The 17,268-nt window shown below is 55.6% G+C and carries 15 protein-coding genes; 6 read left to right on the top strand and 9 right to left on the bottom strand.

Annotated features, from left to right (window positions below; translation table 11 throughout):
• Nucleotides 1-104: 104 nt before the first annotated feature.
• Both PAGR_RS14380 and PAGR_RS14375 read left to right on the top strand, forming a co-directional pair.
• On the top strand, nt 105-425 hold the full coding sequence (locus tag PAGR_RS14380; protein WP_014606208.1) for a heavy metal-binding domain-containing protein: 321 nt from the start codon (nt 105-107) through the stop codon (nt 423-425).
• The gene (locus PAGR_RS14375) at nt 422-1,246 is read left to right on the top strand and encodes an N-acetylmuramoyl-L-alanine amidase (RefSeq protein WP_014606207.1); all 825 of its coding nucleotides are present in this window, start codon (nt 422-424) and stop codon (nt 1,244-1,246) included. The genes PAGR_RS14380 and PAGR_RS14375 overlap by 4 nt, the downstream gene beginning before the upstream one ends.
• A gap of 23 nt (nt 1,247-1,269) precedes the next feature.
• On the opposite strand, the gene ltaE is transcribed toward PAGR_RS14375, so the two are convergent.
• The 3 genes from ltaE to PAGR_RS14360 all read right to left on the bottom strand — a co-directional run bounded on the left by ltaE (nt 1,270) and on the right by PAGR_RS14360 (nt 5,139).
• Nucleotides 1,270-2,331 carry a low-specificity L-threonine aldolase gene (gene ltaE / locus PAGR_RS14370; protein WP_237711068.1) on the bottom strand — a complete coding sequence of 354 codons (1,062 nt, stop codon included), beginning with the start codon at nt 2,329-2,331 and terminating at the stop codon, nt 1,270-1,272.
• A gap of 63 nt (nt 2,332-2,394) precedes the next feature.
• Nucleotides 2,395-4,116 carry a ubiquinone-dependent pyruvate dehydrogenase gene (gene poxB, locus PAGR_RS14365; RefSeq protein WP_014606205.1) on the bottom strand — a complete coding sequence of 574 codons (1,722 nt, stop codon included), beginning with the start codon at nt 4,114-4,116 and terminating at the stop codon, nt 2,395-2,397.
• Nucleotides 4,117-4,239: 123 nt separating this feature from the next.
• Complete coding sequence (locus PAGR_RS14360) at nt 4,240-5,139, bottom strand: LysO family transporter (protein WP_024470921.1); 900 nt, start codon at nt 5,137-5,139, stop codon at nt 4,240-4,242.
• Nucleotides 5,140-5,275: 136 nt separating this feature from the next.
• Between PAGR_RS14360 and PAGR_RS14355 the strand changes: the two genes are divergently transcribed.
• Nucleotides 5,276-6,925, top strand: coding sequence for an ATP-dependent nuclease (locus tag PAGR_RS14355; protein ID WP_014606204.1), 1,650 nt, complete (start codon nt 5,276-5,278; stop codon nt 6,923-6,925).
• 71 nt (nt 6,926-6,996) lie between these two features.
• Here PAGR_RS14355 and cspD read toward each other — a convergent pair whose 3' ends face one another.
• The gene (gene cspD / locus PAGR_RS14350) at nt 6,997-7,221 is read right to left on the bottom strand and encodes a cold shock-like protein CspD (RefSeq protein WP_006118603.1); all 225 of its coding nucleotides are present in this window, start codon (nt 7,219-7,221) and stop codon (nt 6,997-6,999) included.
• A gap of 316 nt (nt 7,222-7,537) precedes the next feature.
• Between cspD and clpS the strand changes: the two genes are divergently transcribed.
• Together clpS and clpA are read left to right on the top strand one after the other, a co-directional pair.
• Entirely contained in the window at nt 7,538-7,858 is a 321-nt protein-coding gene (clpS, locus tag PAGR_RS14345) for an ATP-dependent Clp protease adapter ClpS (protein WP_013025221.1), read from the top strand.
• 53 nt (nt 7,859-7,911) lie between these two features.
• Complete coding sequence (gene clpA, locus PAGR_RS14340) at nt 7,912-10,188, top strand: ATP-dependent Clp protease ATP-binding subunit ClpA (RefSeq protein WP_013025222.1); 2,277 nt, start codon at nt 7,912-7,914, stop codon at nt 10,186-10,188.
• A 92-nt stretch (nt 10,189-10,280) separates the two neighbouring features.
• Here clpA and infA read toward each other — a convergent pair whose 3' ends face one another.
• The 5 genes from infA to trxB form a co-directional block, all read right to left on the bottom strand.
• Nucleotides 10,281-10,499: a translation initiation factor IF-1 gene (gene infA, locus PAGR_RS14335; RefSeq protein WP_002211347.1), complete on the bottom strand. Its 219-nt coding sequence runs from the start codon at nt 10,497-10,499 to the stop codon at nt 10,281-10,283.
• Nucleotides 10,500-10,843: 344 nt separating this feature from the next.
• On the bottom strand, nt 10,844-11,536 hold the full coding sequence (gene aat, locus PAGR_RS14330) for a leucyl/phenylalanyl-tRNA--protein transferase (protein WP_014606203.1): 693 nt from the start codon (nt 11,534-11,536) through the stop codon (nt 10,844-10,846).
• Nucleotides 11,537-11,567: 31 nt separating this feature from the next.
• The gene (gene cydC, locus PAGR_RS14325; protein WP_014606202.1) at nt 11,568-13,298 is read right to left on the bottom strand and encodes a heme ABC transporter ATP-binding protein/permease CydC; all 1,731 of its coding nucleotides are present in this window, start codon (nt 13,296-13,298) and stop codon (nt 11,568-11,570) included.
• Nucleotides 13,298-15,067: a heme ABC transporter permease/ATP-binding protein CydD gene (gene cydD, locus PAGR_RS14320; protein ID WP_014606201.1), complete on the bottom strand. Its 1,770-nt coding sequence runs from the start codon at nt 15,065-15,067 to the stop codon at nt 13,298-13,300. The genes cydC and cydD overlap by 1 nt, the downstream gene beginning before the upstream one ends.
• Before the next feature lie 136 nt (nt 15,068-15,203).
• Nucleotides 15,204-16,169, bottom strand: coding sequence for a thioredoxin-disulfide reductase (gene trxB, locus PAGR_RS14315; RefSeq protein ID WP_014606200.1), 966 nt, complete (start codon nt 16,167-16,169; stop codon nt 15,204-15,206).
• Between the two features lie 525 nt (nt 16,170-16,694).
• On the opposite strand from trxB, the gene lrp reads away from it, so the two are divergent.
• A complete protein-coding gene (gene lrp / locus PAGR_RS14310; RefSeq protein ID WP_006118610.1) occupies nt 16,695-17,189 on the top strand; it encodes a leucine-responsive transcriptional regulator Lrp in 495 nt (164 codons plus the stop codon).
• Nucleotides 17,190-17,268 lie beyond the last annotated feature (79 nt).

Below are 17,268 nucleotides of genomic sequence, written 5' to 3'. Positions count from 1 at the left end.
TCGATTTCCTTATTGTTCTCTGGCAAGGTGCCTTTTTAACATAGAGTATAGTTCTGCTTTTAGGTGAAAGAGCCTTTGGCCGGTTTACGTAACAGGAGAAAACGATGAAATTTTCGACGACGCCAACCCTGGAAGGACACAGTATTACGGATTACTGTGGCGTGGTCACCGGGGAAGCCATTCTCGGTGCCAACATCTTCCGCGATTTTTTCGCCGGCATTCGCGATATTGTCGGTGGCCGCTCGGGCGCGTATGAAAAGGAACTGCGCAAAGCGCGCGAGATTGCCTTTAAAGAGCTGGAAGAGCAGGCCAGCGTGCTGGGTGCCAATGCGGTCGTCGGCATTGATATCGATTACGAAACCGTGGGTAAAGACAGCAGCATGCTGATGGTGAGCGTGACCGGCACGGCGGTTGTGATTCGTTGAAACGTATTCTGCTGCTGTTGGCGCTCTGGTTGCTGGTGGGCTGCCAGTCGGGCATTGAATCACGACCGGGTTATTGGGTCGATCTGCGTCATCCCGCTCAGGGCGCGCGACCGCGCGTAAAAGTGGTGGTGATTCACTATACCGCAGAAGACTTTTCCTCTTCCCTGGCCACGTTGACCGATCGTGACGTCAGCGTCCATTATCTTATTCCTCGCCAGCCGCCGCAGCACAAGGGGCAGGGCATTATCTGGCAACTGGTACCGGAGCAGGATCTGGCCTGGCATGCCGGGCCGAGCTTCTGGCGCGGCGCAACCCGTATCAACGATACGTCAGTGGGCATTGAGCTGGTGAACAACGGCTATCGCCGTACCCTGACCGGCCTGGAATGGCAGCCTTTTCCTCCCGAACAAATCCGTGTGCTCGGCGCGCTCATCAAGGATATCGCCCGCAGGTATGGTATCGCGCCGGAAAATATCGTGGGCCACAGCGATATCGCCCCTCAGCGTAAACAGGATCCTGGCCCGCGATTCCCTTGGCGGCAGCTGGCTGAGCAGGGCATTGGCGCCTGGCCCGCTCCGCAGCGCGTCGCTTTTTACTTAGCCGGGCAGCATCGAGATGCCGCCGTACCGGTTGCCACAGTGCTTGATCGCCTGCAGCGCTACGGCTATGAGGTCACGGAAGGGATGAGCGCGAACCAGCAACAGAATTTGATTGCGGCCTTTCAGATGCATTTCCGTCCAGCGAATTATCAGGGCTTAGCGGATGCTGAAACCCTTGCGATTGCAGAGGCGCTGCTGGAAAAATATGGGGAAGCGCAATAACCGGTGGTTACCGCGCTCAACATCTAGCGACTCGCGTAAGGTGACGCCGCAAGGGAAGACGGTGTGACGGGAGCTCCGGGACGATGCTGTGCCAAAAACGCCCGCCAGTGCGACAGCACCTTTTCCAGCGCCGGGCGCTCAGCATCCAGATGGGTGACGATTCGGGTCACGGGACCCACGCTCATCAGCACATCATGGGATCTCATCCACTGACCCAGCGCGTCAACCTGGTCTGCCGGGACGCGCACAAACAGCATATTCGTCTGCTGCTCCGTGACCTCAATGCCGATCTTCTGCAGCGCCTCTCCTAGCCAGGCCGCATTCTCGTGATCGGTCTGTAACCGTGCGACGTTGTGTTGCAACGCATACAGCCCCGCCGCTGCCAGCACCCCCGCCTGACGCATACCGCCGCCAGTCATCTTGCGCCAGCGACGCGCGCGTTCAATATAATCTATATCGCCGCAGAGCAGTGAACCCACGGGCGCGCCCAGTCCTTTTGACAAGCAGATGGTTAAGGTATCGCAATAACGGGCAAGGTTTTCCAGCGTGGTTTGCTGCGCCACGACGGCATTAAAAATACGTGCGCCGTCAATGTGCAGCGCCAGCTTATGCTTGCGGGTAAAATGCCACGCCTGCTCCAGATAGCCCGCGGGCAGGACTTTGCCATGATGGGTATTCTCCAGGCTCAGGAGCCGGGTCGGGGCGAAATGAATATCGTCAGGTTTGATGAAGTCGGCCACCACATCCAGCGGCAGGCTGCCGTCGGCCGCCGCCAGAATCGGCTGGGGTTGGATGCTCCCCAGTACCGCCGCGCCGCCTGCTTCGTACTTATAGTTATGCGCCTGCTGGCCCACAATGTACTCTTCACCACGCTGACAGTGGCTCAGCAACGCCACCAGATTGGCCTGGGTGCCAGTGGGCAGAAACAGCGCAGCGGCTTTACCACTCAGCCTCGCCGCTTCGGCTTCCAGTGCGTTAACGGTAGGATCGTCCCGATAAACATCATCCCCGGTTTCAGCAGCCATCATCGCCTGTAGCATGGCGGCACTGGGACGGGTCACGGTATCACTGCGTAGATCAATCACATTGTGCTCCTGGGCAGCAAAATGCCAGGCGGGCGGAGAACCCGCCTGTAACATCCGTCTGTTTTACCGCAGCCAGTTGGTTTTTGCCAGTTCAAGCACTTCATCACCGCGGCCGTTAATAACGGCGCGTAGCATGTAGAGGCTAAAGCCTTTGGCCTGTTCCAGCTTAATTTCCGGCGGCATCGCCAGTTCTTCTTTTGCGGTAATCACATCGACCAGGACCGGGCCATCATGGGCAAAGGCCTGTTCCAGCGCGCCATTCAGTTCAGAGGCTTTCTCAACGCGAATGCCTTTAACACCACAGGCCTGAGCAATGGCGGCAAAATCAGGATTGTGCAGATCGGTGCCGTCGGTGAGATAACCGCCGGCCTTCATCTCCATGGCAACAAAGCCCAGCGAGCTGTTGTTGAAAATCACCAGTTTTACCGGCAGCTTCAGCTGGGCGACGGTCAGGAAATCGCCCATCAGCATACTGAATCCGCCGTCGCCGCATAGCGCCACGACCTGACGGTCACGGTTGAGTGATTGCGCGCCCATGGCCTGCGGCATCGCGTTCGCCATTGAACCGTGGTTAAAGGAGCCAAGCAGGCGGCGTTTACCGTTCATTTTCAGGTAGCGAGCCGCCCAGACGGTTGGCGTGCCCACGTCGCAGGTAAAGATCGCGTCGTCGTCGGCAAGTTGACTGATTTGCTGGGCCACATATTGCGGATGAATCGGCTGGTTATCATTGGCGGTTGCCAGCGAATCCAAATCTTTACGTGCCTCGGCATAATGCTTCAGTGCGCTGTCCAGGTGACGCTGCTCGGTTTTGACCTGCAGCTTTGGCAGCAGCGCGCGCAGCGTGGTTTTGACATCGCCGATATAAGCCTGATCTACATGGCAGTGCGAGCCCAGGCTGCCCGGATTAATGTCGAGTTGGATAATTTTCGCTTTTTCCGGGTAGAAGGCGCGATAGGGGAACTGGGTGCCAAGCAGGACCAGGGTGTCGGCATTCATCATGGCATGATAGCCCGAGGAAAAACCGATCAGTCCGGTCATGCCCACATCGTACGGGTTATCGTATTCAATGTGCTCTTTGCCGCGTAGGGCATGGACCACCGGCGCTTTCAGCGTCGCCGCCAGCTCCACGACTTCCCGGTGCGCGCCTGCGCAGCCGCTGCCGCACATCAGCGTAATATTTTTCGCGTCGTTCAGGGTTTGCGCCAGGGTGGTCAGCTCATCGGCGGACGGCAGCACCAGCGGCAACTGCGGTGGATACCAGTCAGCGCGGGCGGATTCGGGTGCGGCCTGCAGCGCGACATCGCCCGGCAGGACAACCACCGATACGCCACGATTCAGGATGGCTTTACGCATCGCAATGCCCAGCACCTGCGGCAACTGCTCGGGGTTCGATACCAGCTCACAGTAGTGGCTGCATTCGCGGAACAGCTCCTGAGGATGGGTTTCCTGAAAGTAACCACTGCCGATTTCGCTGGAAGGAATATGGGCCGCAATCGCCAGGACCGGCACGCGGTTGCGATGGCAGTCAAAAAGGCCGTTAATCAAGTGCAGGTTACCAGGTCCGCATGAACCCGCACATACTGCCAGTTCCCCACTGACATGCGCTTCTGCACCAGCAGAAAAGGCGGCCACTTCCTCATGGCGGGTGGGCATCCACTCAATGGTGCCCATTCGGTTCAGGCTGTCGCTCAGGCCGTTTAACGAGTCACCCGTGACGCCCCAAATACGTTTTACACCGGCGTTTTCCAGCGTTTTGGCTACCAGCGCCGCTACGGTTTGTTTCATCTTCTTCTCCTTGGTCATCCGTCGCCATCCACCGGATAGCAGAATCAAACAGCTCACAAGAAGCGTAGACGACGCTGATTCAACTCAACCGTAAAAAATTGCATCAAAAGTTGAATTCAGCCATCAGGCAGAGAACAGCGCGATCAAGACCGGCGCAAGCAGGCTCATGACAAAACCGTGCACAATCGCAGCCGGAACGATTTCTGAACCGCCCGCCCGTTGCAATACCGGTAAGGTAAAATCCATCGAGGTGGCGCCGCATAAGCCCAGCGCTGTGCTGCGGTGGCGGGCAATCAGCGCGGGCACCAGCATGATGGCGATAAGCTCTCGCAACAGATCGTTAAAGAATGCCGCGCTGCCGATCACCGGACCAAAGGCTTCCGTCATCAGAATCCCCGAAAGCGAGTACCAGCCGAAGCCGCTGGCTAAGGCCAGACCGGTTTTCAGCGGCAGCCCCAGTATCAGCGCCGCGATCATTCCGCCCAGCAGCGCGCTCAACAGCACCGCGCCCGCCACCATCATGCCACGGCGGTTTAACACAATCTGCCGCAGCGTCATCCCACTGCCGCGCAGCTGAATCCCCACCAGCAGAAGCAAAAAGAGTAATGCATATTCACTGGCGGCTGACGCATGATGCAGCCAGGGCCACTGGGTCAGGCCCAGCACAAAGCCGGCGATCACCACGCCGCATAGCGTCAGCGATTCCAGCGCCATATGCAAACGTGAGGGCAGCTTTTGTTGTTTGTGACTGTGCTGCCAAGGCAGGCGATGTTCCAGCCAGCGTAGCGCCAGCAGGTTACACAGTAGAATGCAAGCCGTTGCCACAGCGGCGGTATAAAACACCGTCACCAGATTGCTGCTGAGATTATCAAGAAAGGCCAGGCTGATGCCCATAAAAAACAGGATGACGTAGACCATCCAACCCAGCAGCCGGTTTACGGCCTTCAGGAACGCAACGTGCCGAAGCGGTAACAGCCAGCCTGCCAGCAGAGGCAGAAGAATAATTAAGAGTCCTGAATACATAATGAAAGGTTCGTCCATGTCGAAAGTCACGACACGCTAGCGAAAAAGCGTAGGGGAGTAAACCTTTGTCATAAAGTCTCTTGACCCCCTGATGAAGCCGCTCCATTCTTCGGAAAGCAAAGAGGATAAAAACGCTATGATTCTGGAACATATCGATATCCGGGGATTCCGCGGCATCAATCAACTCTCTTTACCGCTGACGCGCATCAACCTGTTGATTGGTGAAAACGCCTGGGGGAAATCCAGCCTGCTCGACGCGCTCAGCCTGCTGCTCTCTCCCTGCACGCGCGACTATGCGTTCTCCCTTGATGATTTTCATTTTACGCCGGGTGAGGTTAAGGATCGGGTGCATCGGTTGTCGGTTGTTTTCCACTTTGCGGATGACGAAGCGGACACCAGCGAGCTGCTGCAGCCATTCTGGCAACCCGGCGAGCAGGGAAAGCGCCGCCTGAGCTATAGCGTGCAGGCCAGACGGCGTGACGATCAGATTACCTCGACGCGCCGCTTTATCGACGGGAATGGGCAGGTATTACCGGAAGCGGGAAGCGCGGCGGCGATAGATTACCTGCTGCGCATGAACCCGGTATTACGGCTGCGCGATGCCCGCTTCAGCCGCCGCATCCGACCGGTTGAGAGCGGTATTGATGCCCGCCTCTCTACCTTAAACCAACTGGCGAAAGAGCTGGATACCCTCACGCGAGATCTGGAGCAGCACCCGCAGCAGATGAGTAATGCCATGCTGCGGCAAGGATTGCAGACGATGCAGCAGCTCGTAGAACACTATTTCCTGATCCAGCATCCTGAGCGGGGCAGCGAGCCGCACCGCGTTGAGCCGCAGTCCCGTGAAGGTGCCCGGGGCTGGCATTCGCTGGATCAGCTCAATCATCTGATTGCCGCCACCGACGTTCGCAGCCGTCAGCTTATTTTATTGCGCATGTTTACCCTGCTTGTGCAGGCACGGGGAAGCGAACCTCTGGCGCCGGGCGCACGGCCGTTGCTGCTGATTGAGGATCCGGAGACCCGCCTGCATCCCATTATGCTGTCCGTGGCGTGGAATTTGCTGACGCTGCTGCCGCTGCAGAAGATCGCGACAACCAATTCCGGAGAGCTGCTTTCTCAGGTCGCGATCGAGCATGTTTGCCGGCTGGTTCGCGAGCCCGCGCGCGTGGCCGCATGGCGCGTCGGTCCCGAAGGGCTGAGTGCTGAAGAGAGCCGGCGAATCGGCTTCCATATTAAAGTTAACCGGCCTTCGGCCCTGTTTGCCCGCTGCTGGCTCCTGGTTGAAGGCGAAACCGAAGTCTGGATCATTAATGAGATGGCGCGACAATGCGGCTTTCACTTTGCCGCGGAAGGCATAAAGGTGATTGAGTTCGCCCAGTCAGGATTAAAACCGCTGTTAAAATTTGCCCGGCGTATGGGCATTGCCTGGCATGTGCTGACTGACGGTGATATGGCAGGGAAAAAATACGCGGCCACGGCGCGCAGTCAGCTGCTGCCGCCTGACGTTGAGAAGCATCACTTAACGGCGCTACCGGCGGCGGATATAGAGCACTTCCTTTATCAGCATGGCTTTAGCGATATTTATCAACAAGCAGCGCACCTGCCGTTAAACGTGCCGATGAAACCCAGGCGTATTATTACCAAAGCGATTCATCGTGCATCTAAACCTGAACTGGCCATTATGGTCGCGATGGCGGCAGCCGAACGCGGCACCGAGGCCATACCGGAACGCCTGCGGGACATGTTTGCACGCGTTATCAGACTGGCGCAGGGTAAAGCGGGTTAGCGATTCGCAAGTAAAAATGCCAGCACGGCAGGCTGGCATTTTCAACGGACCGGTCCAACGTTGGGGTGATCTCAGGCGACAGCCTGTTGCGCTTCAACGGGTACTATCAGACTGGCATGGTTGCCCTTAGGGCCCTGATGAACGTCAAAATGGACCTGCTGGCCCGCCTTTAGCGTTCTGTAGCCATCCATCTGTATCGTTGAGTAGTGTGCGAAGATATCTTCTCCGCCCCCGATTGGACAGATAAAGCCGAAACCTTTGGCGTTATTGAACCATTTAACGGTACCTGTCTCCATGCTTTTACTTCCCTCGCAAGACATTTTATAAGTAGGTGAGGTCACTGAAGCCGTGAGTCGGGTTTGATTAAAACTCAATCAGCTTGTGAAGGTAGAATGTAGAGAAACTGGCGTGGTCGTCAAGCAAACCACCGGGCAAGGCGGGGAAAAAATCATCAAAATTTGAGGTAGTTAACGCTATTTGAAATTTTGTGATACAGGTCGCGTGTGGCATTTTTAGCGGAATGATTCATTAGCGACTGTGCACTTGACACACGTGTTAAACTCTACAGATGAACCGGGTTTATGACGATGTACAGAATCACAACGGAACACTATGGCAAACACAAATGACTGGCTAAATTTTGAACAATTAGCTGACGATAAAGTACGCGAAGGGTTAAAGCCGCCTTCCATGTATAAAGTCATTCTGAATAATGACGATTATACACCTATGGAATTTGTTATTGACGTTCTGCAAAAGTTCTTTTCTTATGATATTGAACGTGCAACGCAACTGATGCTGAAAGTTCACTACCACGGTAAAGCAATCTGTGGTGTATTTACCGCAGAGGTCGCTGAGACCAAAGCGGCGCAGGTGAATAATTACGCGCGGGACAATCATCATCCGTTGCTGTGTACGCTTGAAAAAGCCTGAGCCTCTCTCCATACAGGAAGCAGGTCAGAGCGATTAACTGGAGGAGGTGCCTAATGCTCAATCAAGAACTGGAACTCAGTTTAAACATGGCTTTCGCCAGAGCGCGTGAGCACCGTCATGAGTTTATGACCGTCGAGCATCTGTTACTGGCGTTGCTCAGTAACCCGTCGGCCAGAGAGGCACTGGAAGCCTGTACGGTGGACATTGTGGCTCTAAGGCAGGAACTCGAAGCCTTCATTGAACAGACTACGCCTGTGCTGCCAGCCAGCGAAGAAGAGCGTGACACACAACCTACGCTCAGTTTCCAGCGTGTATTGCAGCGTGCGGTTTTCCATGTTCAGTCATCCGGACGCAGTGAAGTTACCGGCGCTAACGTGCTGGTTGCCATCTTTAGCGAGCAAGAGTCGCAGGCGGCTTATCTGCTGCGCAAACACGAAGTCAGCCGCCTTGATGTGGTGAATTTCATCTCTCATGGCACGCGTAAAGACGAACCCGGCCAGGCACCTGGTGCTGAAAATCCGGTTAACGAAGAGCAAGCAGGCGGGGAGGAACGTATGGAAAACTTCACCACCAATCTCAATCAGCTTGCTCGCGTCGGCGGAATTGACCCGCTGATCGGTCGCGACAAAGAGCTGGAACGGACTATTCAGGTCCTGTGTCGTCGCCGTAAAAACAATCCCCTGCTGGTGGGCGAATCCGGCGTCGGGAAAACCGCCATTGCGGAAGGCCTAGCCTGGCGCATTGTGCAGGGTGACGTGCCTGAAGTGATGAAAGACTGCACGATTTACTCTCTCGATATCGGCTCGTTGCTGGCGGGCACCAAATACCGGGGTGACTTTGAGAAACGTTTCAAAGCGCTGCTGAAACAGCTGGAGCAGGATAACAGCAGCATCCTGTTTATTGACGAGATTCATACCATTATCGGTGCGGGTGCGGCATCGGGTGGACAGGTCGATGCGGCAAACCTGATCAAACCGCTGCTCTCCAGCGGTAAGATCCGCGTGATGGGCTCTACCACCTATCAGGAATTCAGCAACATCTTTGAAAAAGATCGTGCGCTGGCGCGTCGTTTCCAGAAAATCGATATCACCGAGCCGTCGGTGGAAGAAACGGTGCAGATTCTTAACGGCCTGAAAACCAAATACGAAGCGCACCATGACGTTCGCTATACGGCCAAAGCCGTGCGTGCGGCCGTTGAGCTGGCGGTGAAATACATTAACGATCGCCATCTGCCGGATAAAGCCATCGACGTGATCGATGAGGCCGGTGCCCGTGCGCGTCTGATGCCCGCGAGCAAACGTAAGAAAACCGTGAACGTGGCTGACATCGAAACCGTGGTGGCGCGTATTGCCCGTATTCCAGAGCAGAGTGTTTCAGCAACCGATCGCGATACGCTCAAGAACCTGGGCGACCGTCTGAAAATGCTGGTGTTTGGTCAGGATAACGCCATTGAAGCGCTGACCGAAGCCATCAAGATGAGCCGTGCAGGGCTGGGGCAGGATCGCAAGCCGGTGGGATCGTTCCTGTTTGCTGGTCCAACGGGCGTCGGTAAAACCGAAGTTACCGTTCAGCTGGCGAAAGCGCTGGGAATTGAGCTGCTGCGCTTCGACATGTCTGAGTACATGGAGCGCCATACCGTCAGTCGTTTGATCGGTGCGCCTCCGGGCTATGTGGGTTTCGATCAGGGCGGCCTGCTGACCGATGCGGTAATCAAGCATCCTCACGCCGTTGTGCTGCTGGATGAGATTGAGAAAGCGCACCCGGATGTGTTCAACCTGCTGCTGCAGGTGATGGACAACGGTATGCTGACCGATAACAACGGCCGCAAGGCCGACTTCCGTAACGTGGTGCTGGTGATGACCACCAACGCCGGCGTGCGTGAAACCGAGCGTAAATCCATTGGCCTGATCCATCAGGACAACAGTACGGATGCCATGGAAGAGATTAAGAAAATCTTTACCCCTGAATTCCGTAACCGCCTGGACAACATTATCTGGTTCAGCCACCTGTCAACGGACGTTATTCATCAGGTCGTAGACAAGTTTATTGTTGAACTGCAGGCACAGCTGGATGCGAAAGGTGTTTCACTCGAGGTCAGTGACGAAGCGCGTGACTGGCTGGCAGAGAAGGGCTATGACAAAGCGATGGGCGCTCGTCCGATGGCGCGTACCGTTCAGGAGAGCCTGAAGAAACCGCTGGCGAACGAACTGCTGTTTGGTTCGCTGGTTGACGGTGGATCGGTCTCTGTTGCGCTGGATAAAGAGAAGGGGCAACTGACCTATCACTTCCTGAGTGCGCAAAAACGTAAAACGGAAGGCACCGTGCACTAAGCGCGGTATGACAGAAAGAGAAAAGGCCGGATAATATCCGGCCTTTTTTTGTTTGCCCGCACACGAGGCGCAGGCAACGGCATCAACGCAACTCAGCGACTACGGAAGACAATGCGGCCTTTGCTCAGGTCGTACGGGGTCAGCTCGACAGTCACTTTGTCGCCCGTCAGGATGCGGATGTAGTTTTTACGCATTTTACCGGAGATATGAGCGGTAACCACGTGTCCGTTCTCAAGTTCTACGCGGAACATGGTGTTAGGTAACGTATCCAGTACGGTACCTTGCATTTCAATATTGTCTTCTTTGGCCATCGAATCCTCTGGGTGTACTACCTTTCAGTTGAACCGGCAAGATAATGCCCAATTCAACAAGTTATGTAAAGAACCGTCGGCAATAAAGCCAACGCATCGCCGTGCTTCGCGTTATAACGCGAGCATGTCGGTTAAATTCGGGTGTTTATGTGACGTCTGCGGGGGATTAGCGGGCTAAGAATCTGAATCAACCGGTAACACGCGCACGATTGAAACAGTTCCGAGAGTGCGATGAGATTCCCAGCCTGGCAATTCCGGCTTGAAAATCAAGCGCGGACGACATACCAAACGCCGCTATTATATCACTTAACCGGGTTTATGTGTGCAAAACATCTGCGCGCGGATTAAAAAAGGGTTTGATTCCGCCAACAGCCGCTGTCAACGGGCTGCGAGGACAGGTTTTTTACCGCATCCAGGTAAGCTTCGCGGGGAATATCGACCGCACCGAGTGAAGCCGTATGGGGATTCAGTATCTGGCAATCCACCAGGCGTCCTTTGTGCTTAATAAAATGCTGACAGAAAACCCAAAGTGCGGTTTTCGAGGCGTTGGTCTGCAGGCTGAACATGGATTCGCCACAAAATATCTGGCCCAGCGCCAGGCCATACATGCCGCCCACCAGGTCTTGCTCGCGCCAGACTTCAATGGAATGGGCATGACCAAGCTCATAAAGCTTCAGCCACGCGCGTTTGACTTCAAAAGTAATCCATGTCCCTTCTTCCCGACCGGCCGCACAGCCTTCGACCACGTCGGAAAAGGCTTCATTCATCGTAACCCGATAAGGTGATTGCTGGTGAAAGCGCTTCATACTGCGGCTGAGGTGAAAACGGTCTGGGAGTAACACCGCGCGAGGGTCGGGTGACCACCACAGAATCGGATCGCCAGGGGAAAACCAGGGGAAAATCCCCTGCTGATAGGCGTTGAGCAGGCGCGCAGGCGAGAGATCACCGCCCATTGCCAGCAGGCCATTGGGCTCACGCAGCGCCGTGTCCGGAGGAGGAAACAGCAACGATTCCCGTGACAGTTGAACCAGTCTCATCGCGTTAAGTTATCCATCAGCTTTTACAAAACTATAACGCAAAGCGTTGCTGGAAACGCCAGTAACGTCCACCTTTTGCGACTAATTCGGAATGATTTCCCTGCTCAATGATCTTCCCGCCGTCCATAACGCAAATTTTATCCATCTGCGCCAGTCCGGTCAGACGATGGGTAACCATAATCACGGTCTTGCCCGCTGTCAGCTGCTGCAACAGGGACAGAATGTGCTGCTCGGTCGCGGCATCCAGCCCTTCCGTCGGCTCATCCAGCAACCACAGGTCGCCGTTGTGCAGCAGCGCACGGGCAATCGCCAGGCGTCGCAGTTCGCCACCCGACAGCGGCCGGCCGCCTTCGCCCAGCCAGGCATTTAATCCTTCTTCATTATCCAGCAGACTCTGCAGGCCGGTCTGCATTAACGCCACGGTAAGGGTTTCATCACTGGCATCGGGGCAGGCCAGCAATAAATTATCACGCAGGGTCTGGCTGAAAAGATGAACGCGCTGGGTGACAACGCTGATGCGCTGACGGAGTTGCGCTTCATCCCACTCGGCAAGCGGGACGTTGTTCAGCGCTATCTCGCCATGCTCAACATCCCAGGCGCGCGTCAGGAGGCCAAGTAGGGTGGATTTTCCGCAGCCGGTAGGCCCGAGTAGCGCGACATGTTCACCCGCCTTAATGTGCAGGGAAAACTGGTTTAACACGTTTTCCGGCCTACCGGGATAGCTGAATTCAAGCGCCTGCACGCTCATGCTGAGCGCGCCGGGCGGGACAGCGGCTGCGGAGGGGAAAACGATCGCCGGCGTTTGCTCGATGATCTCATTGACGCGCTGGGCGGCGGTGATTACCTGAGACAGGGGCAGAAAGGCACCCGCGACCGGGGCCAGCGCTTCAAAAGCGGCCAGGGCACAAAACACCACCAGCGCAATAAAGGGACCGGGAAGATGCTGCTGCGCAATGCTGTCGGCGCTGAGCCAGAGCAAGGCGGTCACCGTGATACCGCTGCACATCAGCAACAGACTCTGCGCCAGTGCCTCAAAACGTGCCTGCTGGCGCTGCGCGTCCTGCCACTGTTGTTCGCTGCTGTCCAGCCGCGCGCGCCAGGCGGAGGCGTTACCGTACAACGTCAGTTCAGCCTGGCCCGCCAGCCAGTGCATTAACTGCACGCGCCAGTGCGAACGCTGCCGGGTTATCGCCACGCCCGCCGGGGCGCCCAGGTGGTAAAACAGGGGAGGAAAAAGACAGAGCAGGGCAAGCAGGGTACCGCCCAGCAGGAGTGCCAGCTGCGGATCAATCAGGCTTAAACCGGCTGTCACCACCACAATAACGATAAATGCGCCCAGCAGCGGCGATATTACCCGCAGGTAGAGGTGATCCAGCGTATCCACATCCCCAACAAAACGGTTTAGCAGATCCGCCTGGCGAAAGGCCGCAAGCTGACCCGGTGCCAGTGAAATCAATCGGCTGAAGGTGAAAACGCGCAAATGCTGCAGCACCCGGAACGTGGCATCGTGCGTGACCAGCCGTTCGAAGTAACGTGCCGCGGTACGTATAATGGCCGCGCCACGCACGCCGGCGGCCGGGAGCATATAGTTAAAACTGTACAGACCCGCGACGCCAACAACGGACGATGCCGCCAGAAACCAGCCAGACAGGGTGAGTAGGCCAATACTGGCCAGCAACGTGACTATCGCCAGTATAATCCCCAGCACCAGCCGAAAGGGATGACGCAGCCACAGCCGCAGAAAAGGACGCAGAGCAGACATCAGATGCACTCCTGTTGACGATGTTGCAGCAGTGCACGGAAAGGGCCGGGCTGGGCCGTCAGTGCCTGCCAACTGCCTTGCTGTACCAGTTTTCCCGCCTCCATGAGCCAGATTTCATCCCAGTCGCGCAGCGAATCGATCTGATGCGTAATCATCAGGGTGGTTTGCTGTCGCGCGGCCTGATGAAGTGCCTGCATGACATGATGTTCACTCAGCGCATCCAGGCTGGCTGCAGGCTCATCAAGGAGCAATAGCTGAGCCGGTTTGTAAAGCGCCCGCGCAACCGCAATGCGCTGTGCCTGACCAACGGACAGCGCGCTGCTGGCATCGCCCGGTGCGGTATTCAACCCTTCAGGCAGTCGTGAGAGAAACTCGTGGATGCCACAAGCCGCGATTAAGGCATCCAGACGTGCGGCGTCGAGGGGCGCGCCCATCAGGATATTTTCACGTAAGGTTTCTGCCGGTAACTGGGGATTTTGTCCGACCCAGGCAAGATGCCGATGCCAGTCGCGTTGAACCAAATCGCGTAACTCAATCCCATTGGCTTTAAGCGAGCCCTGATAAGGTAAAAATCCCAGCAGCGCATTCAACAGCGCGGTTTTGCCTGCGCCGCTTTTACCGACCAGCGCGATGCGTCCGCCCGAGCGCAGAGTGAAATGTAAAGGACCACACAGGATTTTACCGCCGGGCGCGCAGACCACCAGGTTGTCAGCAACCAGCTCCAGTGGTGCGGCGGCGGCAAACGGGATAGTGCCGTTGCGCGCTTCTGACTGTGGCGTCGCCTGCATAAAGCGCTCAATGGCATCGGCGCCGCCGATGGCCTGCGCTTTAGCATGGTAGAAGGTGCCGAGATCGCGCAAAGGCTGAAAGAATTCCGGGGCCAGAATCAACACCAGAAAACCGGCAAACAGCGTAACGCCCTTGCCATAATCGCCAAAGTGCAACTCACCCAGGTAGGAAAAACCAAAATAAACCGCGACCACAGCAATAGCTAATGACGCAAAAAACTCCAGAACGGAGGAGGAGAGAAAAGCCAGCCGTAAGACGTCCATGGTGCGTTGACGAAAGTCCGTCGTGGCGGCGGCAATGGCCTGTTTTTCTGCTTCGGCCCGATGAAACAGCCTCAGCGTCTCCCGGCCGCGCAGGCGATCAAGAAAGTCACCACTCAGGCGCGCCAGGGCCAGAAAATTGCGCCGATTGGCATCGGCCGCGCCCATGCCCACCAGCGCCATAAACAGCGGAATCAACGGTGCCGTAGCCAGCAGAATCAATCCGGCGGCCCAGTTTAAAGGAAACAGCGCAATCAAAATGGCGCAGGGGATGACGGCCGCCAGCGTCATCTGCGGCAGGTAGCGCGCATAGTACGCCTGCATATCTTCTGTCTGTTCCAGCAGCAAGGTTGCCCAACTGCCGGCCGGTTTGCCCTGAATCCAGGCGGGGCCCAGCGCGGATAAACGGTCCAGAATTTGTTTGCGCAGCGCCTGGCGAATAGCCTGACCGGCACGGAATCCTGCCTGCTCGCGCGCATAGTTCAGCATCGCCCGCAGCACGAAGCACAGCAGCAGTAACATAAACTGTGAAAGAAGCGACGGGGGCGACTGGTGCGTCACAATCAATGCCTGAAGCAACGACGCCAGCAGCCAGGCCTGCAGGATAATCAGCAACGCACTGGCGGAACCTGACAGTGAGGCGAGCCGTAACCAGGGACCGGCATGATGCCGCTGTTGACGAAGCCAACGGGTAAGGTGCTGCTGCCGCGATTTGTTCATGCGAAACCCACAGTGGCGAAGACAAAGGAAAAGAGGCGAGCCCCTCCCGCCTGGCGCATGAATTTAGCATGGTGATAATAAAAAAGGCGACTGAAAAACAGTCGCCTCAAACAATTAAGATCAGGTTATTAACAACTTACTTATCGTTTTTAACCAGACCATCAAGATAACGTTCTGCATCCAGAGCAGCCATGCAGCCGGTGCCCGCAGAGGTAATGGCCTGGCGATAGATATGGTCCATCACATCACCTGCAGCAAACACACCCGGAATGCTGGTCTGGGTTGCATTGCCGTGCAGGCCAGACTGAACCTTGATATAGCCATTTTCCAGCGCTAACTGGCCGTCGAAAATCGCTGTGTTTGGGCTGTGGCCAATCGCCACAAACAGGCCAGCGACTTCCAGCGACTCGGTTTTGTCGTCCAGCGTTGAACGCAGCGTCAGTCCGGTCACGCCCATCTGATCGCCAACCACTTCTTCCAGCGTACGGTGGGTATGCAGCACAATGTTGCCGTTGCTGACTTTTTCCATCAGGCGATCGATCAAAATTTTCTCGGCGCGGAAGCTGTCGCGACGGTGAATTAAATGCACTTCAGCGGCGATATTGGCCAGATAAAGTGCTTCTTCTACCGCCGTATTACCGCCCCCGATCACGGCGACTTTCTGATTACGGTAAAAGAAACCATCACAGGTAGCGCAGGCCGAAACGCCTTTGCCTTTAAACGCGTCTTCTGACGGCAGGCCGAGGTAGCGTGCCGATGCACCTGTGGCAATAATCAGGGCATCTGCGGTGTATTCGCCGCTGTCACCGGTTAAACGGAACGGACGATTCTGCAGATCCACGGAATGGATGTGGTCAAAAATGATCTCAGTGTTAAATTTCTCGGCATGCTCATGCATGCGTTCCATTAACGATGGACCTGTCAGATCGTGCGGGTCGCCCGGCCAGTTTTCCACTTCCGTCGTGGTCGTCAGCTGTCCGCCTTTTTCCAGACCGGTAATCAACACCGGATTCAGATTCGCGCGTGCAGCATAAACGGCTGCGGTATAACCTGCTGGACCAGAGCCCAGAATGAGCAACTTACTGTGTTTAGCCGTACTCATGCGTTCCTCAGTTTCATTCGTCTGACATAGCCTGCGATTGTAGGGAATAAGCCGTGTCATTGACAACACTTGCGCGCGTTTGTTAGCGATTACTGCAAAAGGCGTAGACGATGATTGCACTTTTTGCCTGCGGTTTGCGCCAAAAGGGGGCAAAAATTCACGTTGTTGCACCTTATCGCCCGAAAATACTCATTTAAAAACAGTGACCCAGCGATGTGTCTGGCATCTTGTCCTGAATTTAGACATTTTACTTTGACAATCGCCTGCGCATTTGCGAAAACAGTGTGAGAAGCGAATGACATCTTCGGAACAAAACGGGTTTTGCCGCCGGGTTTTGGGCAATGTGCCGAACGAATTTTGTCGTCTGATATGAGTCATGACGCATGATGTGGACAGACAACATGCGTCATACACATAGGTGCGACAGCACTGAGACGCCGTTATTTCACTTCAAAAAATGCCCCGAACAATGAGCGTTTTCAGGGGATGGCAGGTAAAGGGAAGGAATTAAGAGAGACAATAATAATGGTAGATAATAAGAAACGCCCCGGTAAAGACCTCGACAGGATCGACAGAAATATTCTGAATGAATTGCAGAAAGACGGTCGTATCTCAAACGTGGAACTTTCCAAACGTGTAGGATTATCGCCTACACCTTGTCTTGAGCGTGTACGTCGTCTTGAACGCCAGGGATTCATCCTTGGTTATACTGCGCAACTTAACCCTCACTACCTGGACGCCTCATTACTGGTATTCGTTGAGATTACTCTGAATCGTGGCGCACCAGATGTGTTTGAGCAATTTAACGCCGCTGTGCAAAAACTTGAGGAAACTCAAGAGTGTCACCTGGTTTCTGGTGATTTCGACTACCTGCTGAAAACACGCGTGCCCGATATGTCCGCCTACCGCAAGCTGCTGGGGGAAACCCTGCTGCGCCTGCCGGGTGTAAACGACACGCGTACTTACGTGGTGATGGAAGAGGTCAAACAGAGTAACCGTCTGGTGATCAAAACGCGCTGATGCGTGGCAGGTGCAAAGCCTGTGAAATTTCGGTACACTCCTGTGAATACATACAGGACCAGCGTCGGGTGAGCCCGAC

This window comes from Pantoea ananatis PA13, from assembly GCF_000233595.1.
Classification (GTDB): domain Bacteria; phylum Pseudomonadota; class Gammaproteobacteria; order Enterobacterales; family Enterobacteriaceae; genus Pantoea; species Pantoea ananatis.
The sequence above is the reverse complement of the archived record's forward strand: the minus strand, read 5'-3'. Positions and strand labels throughout refer to the sequence as shown.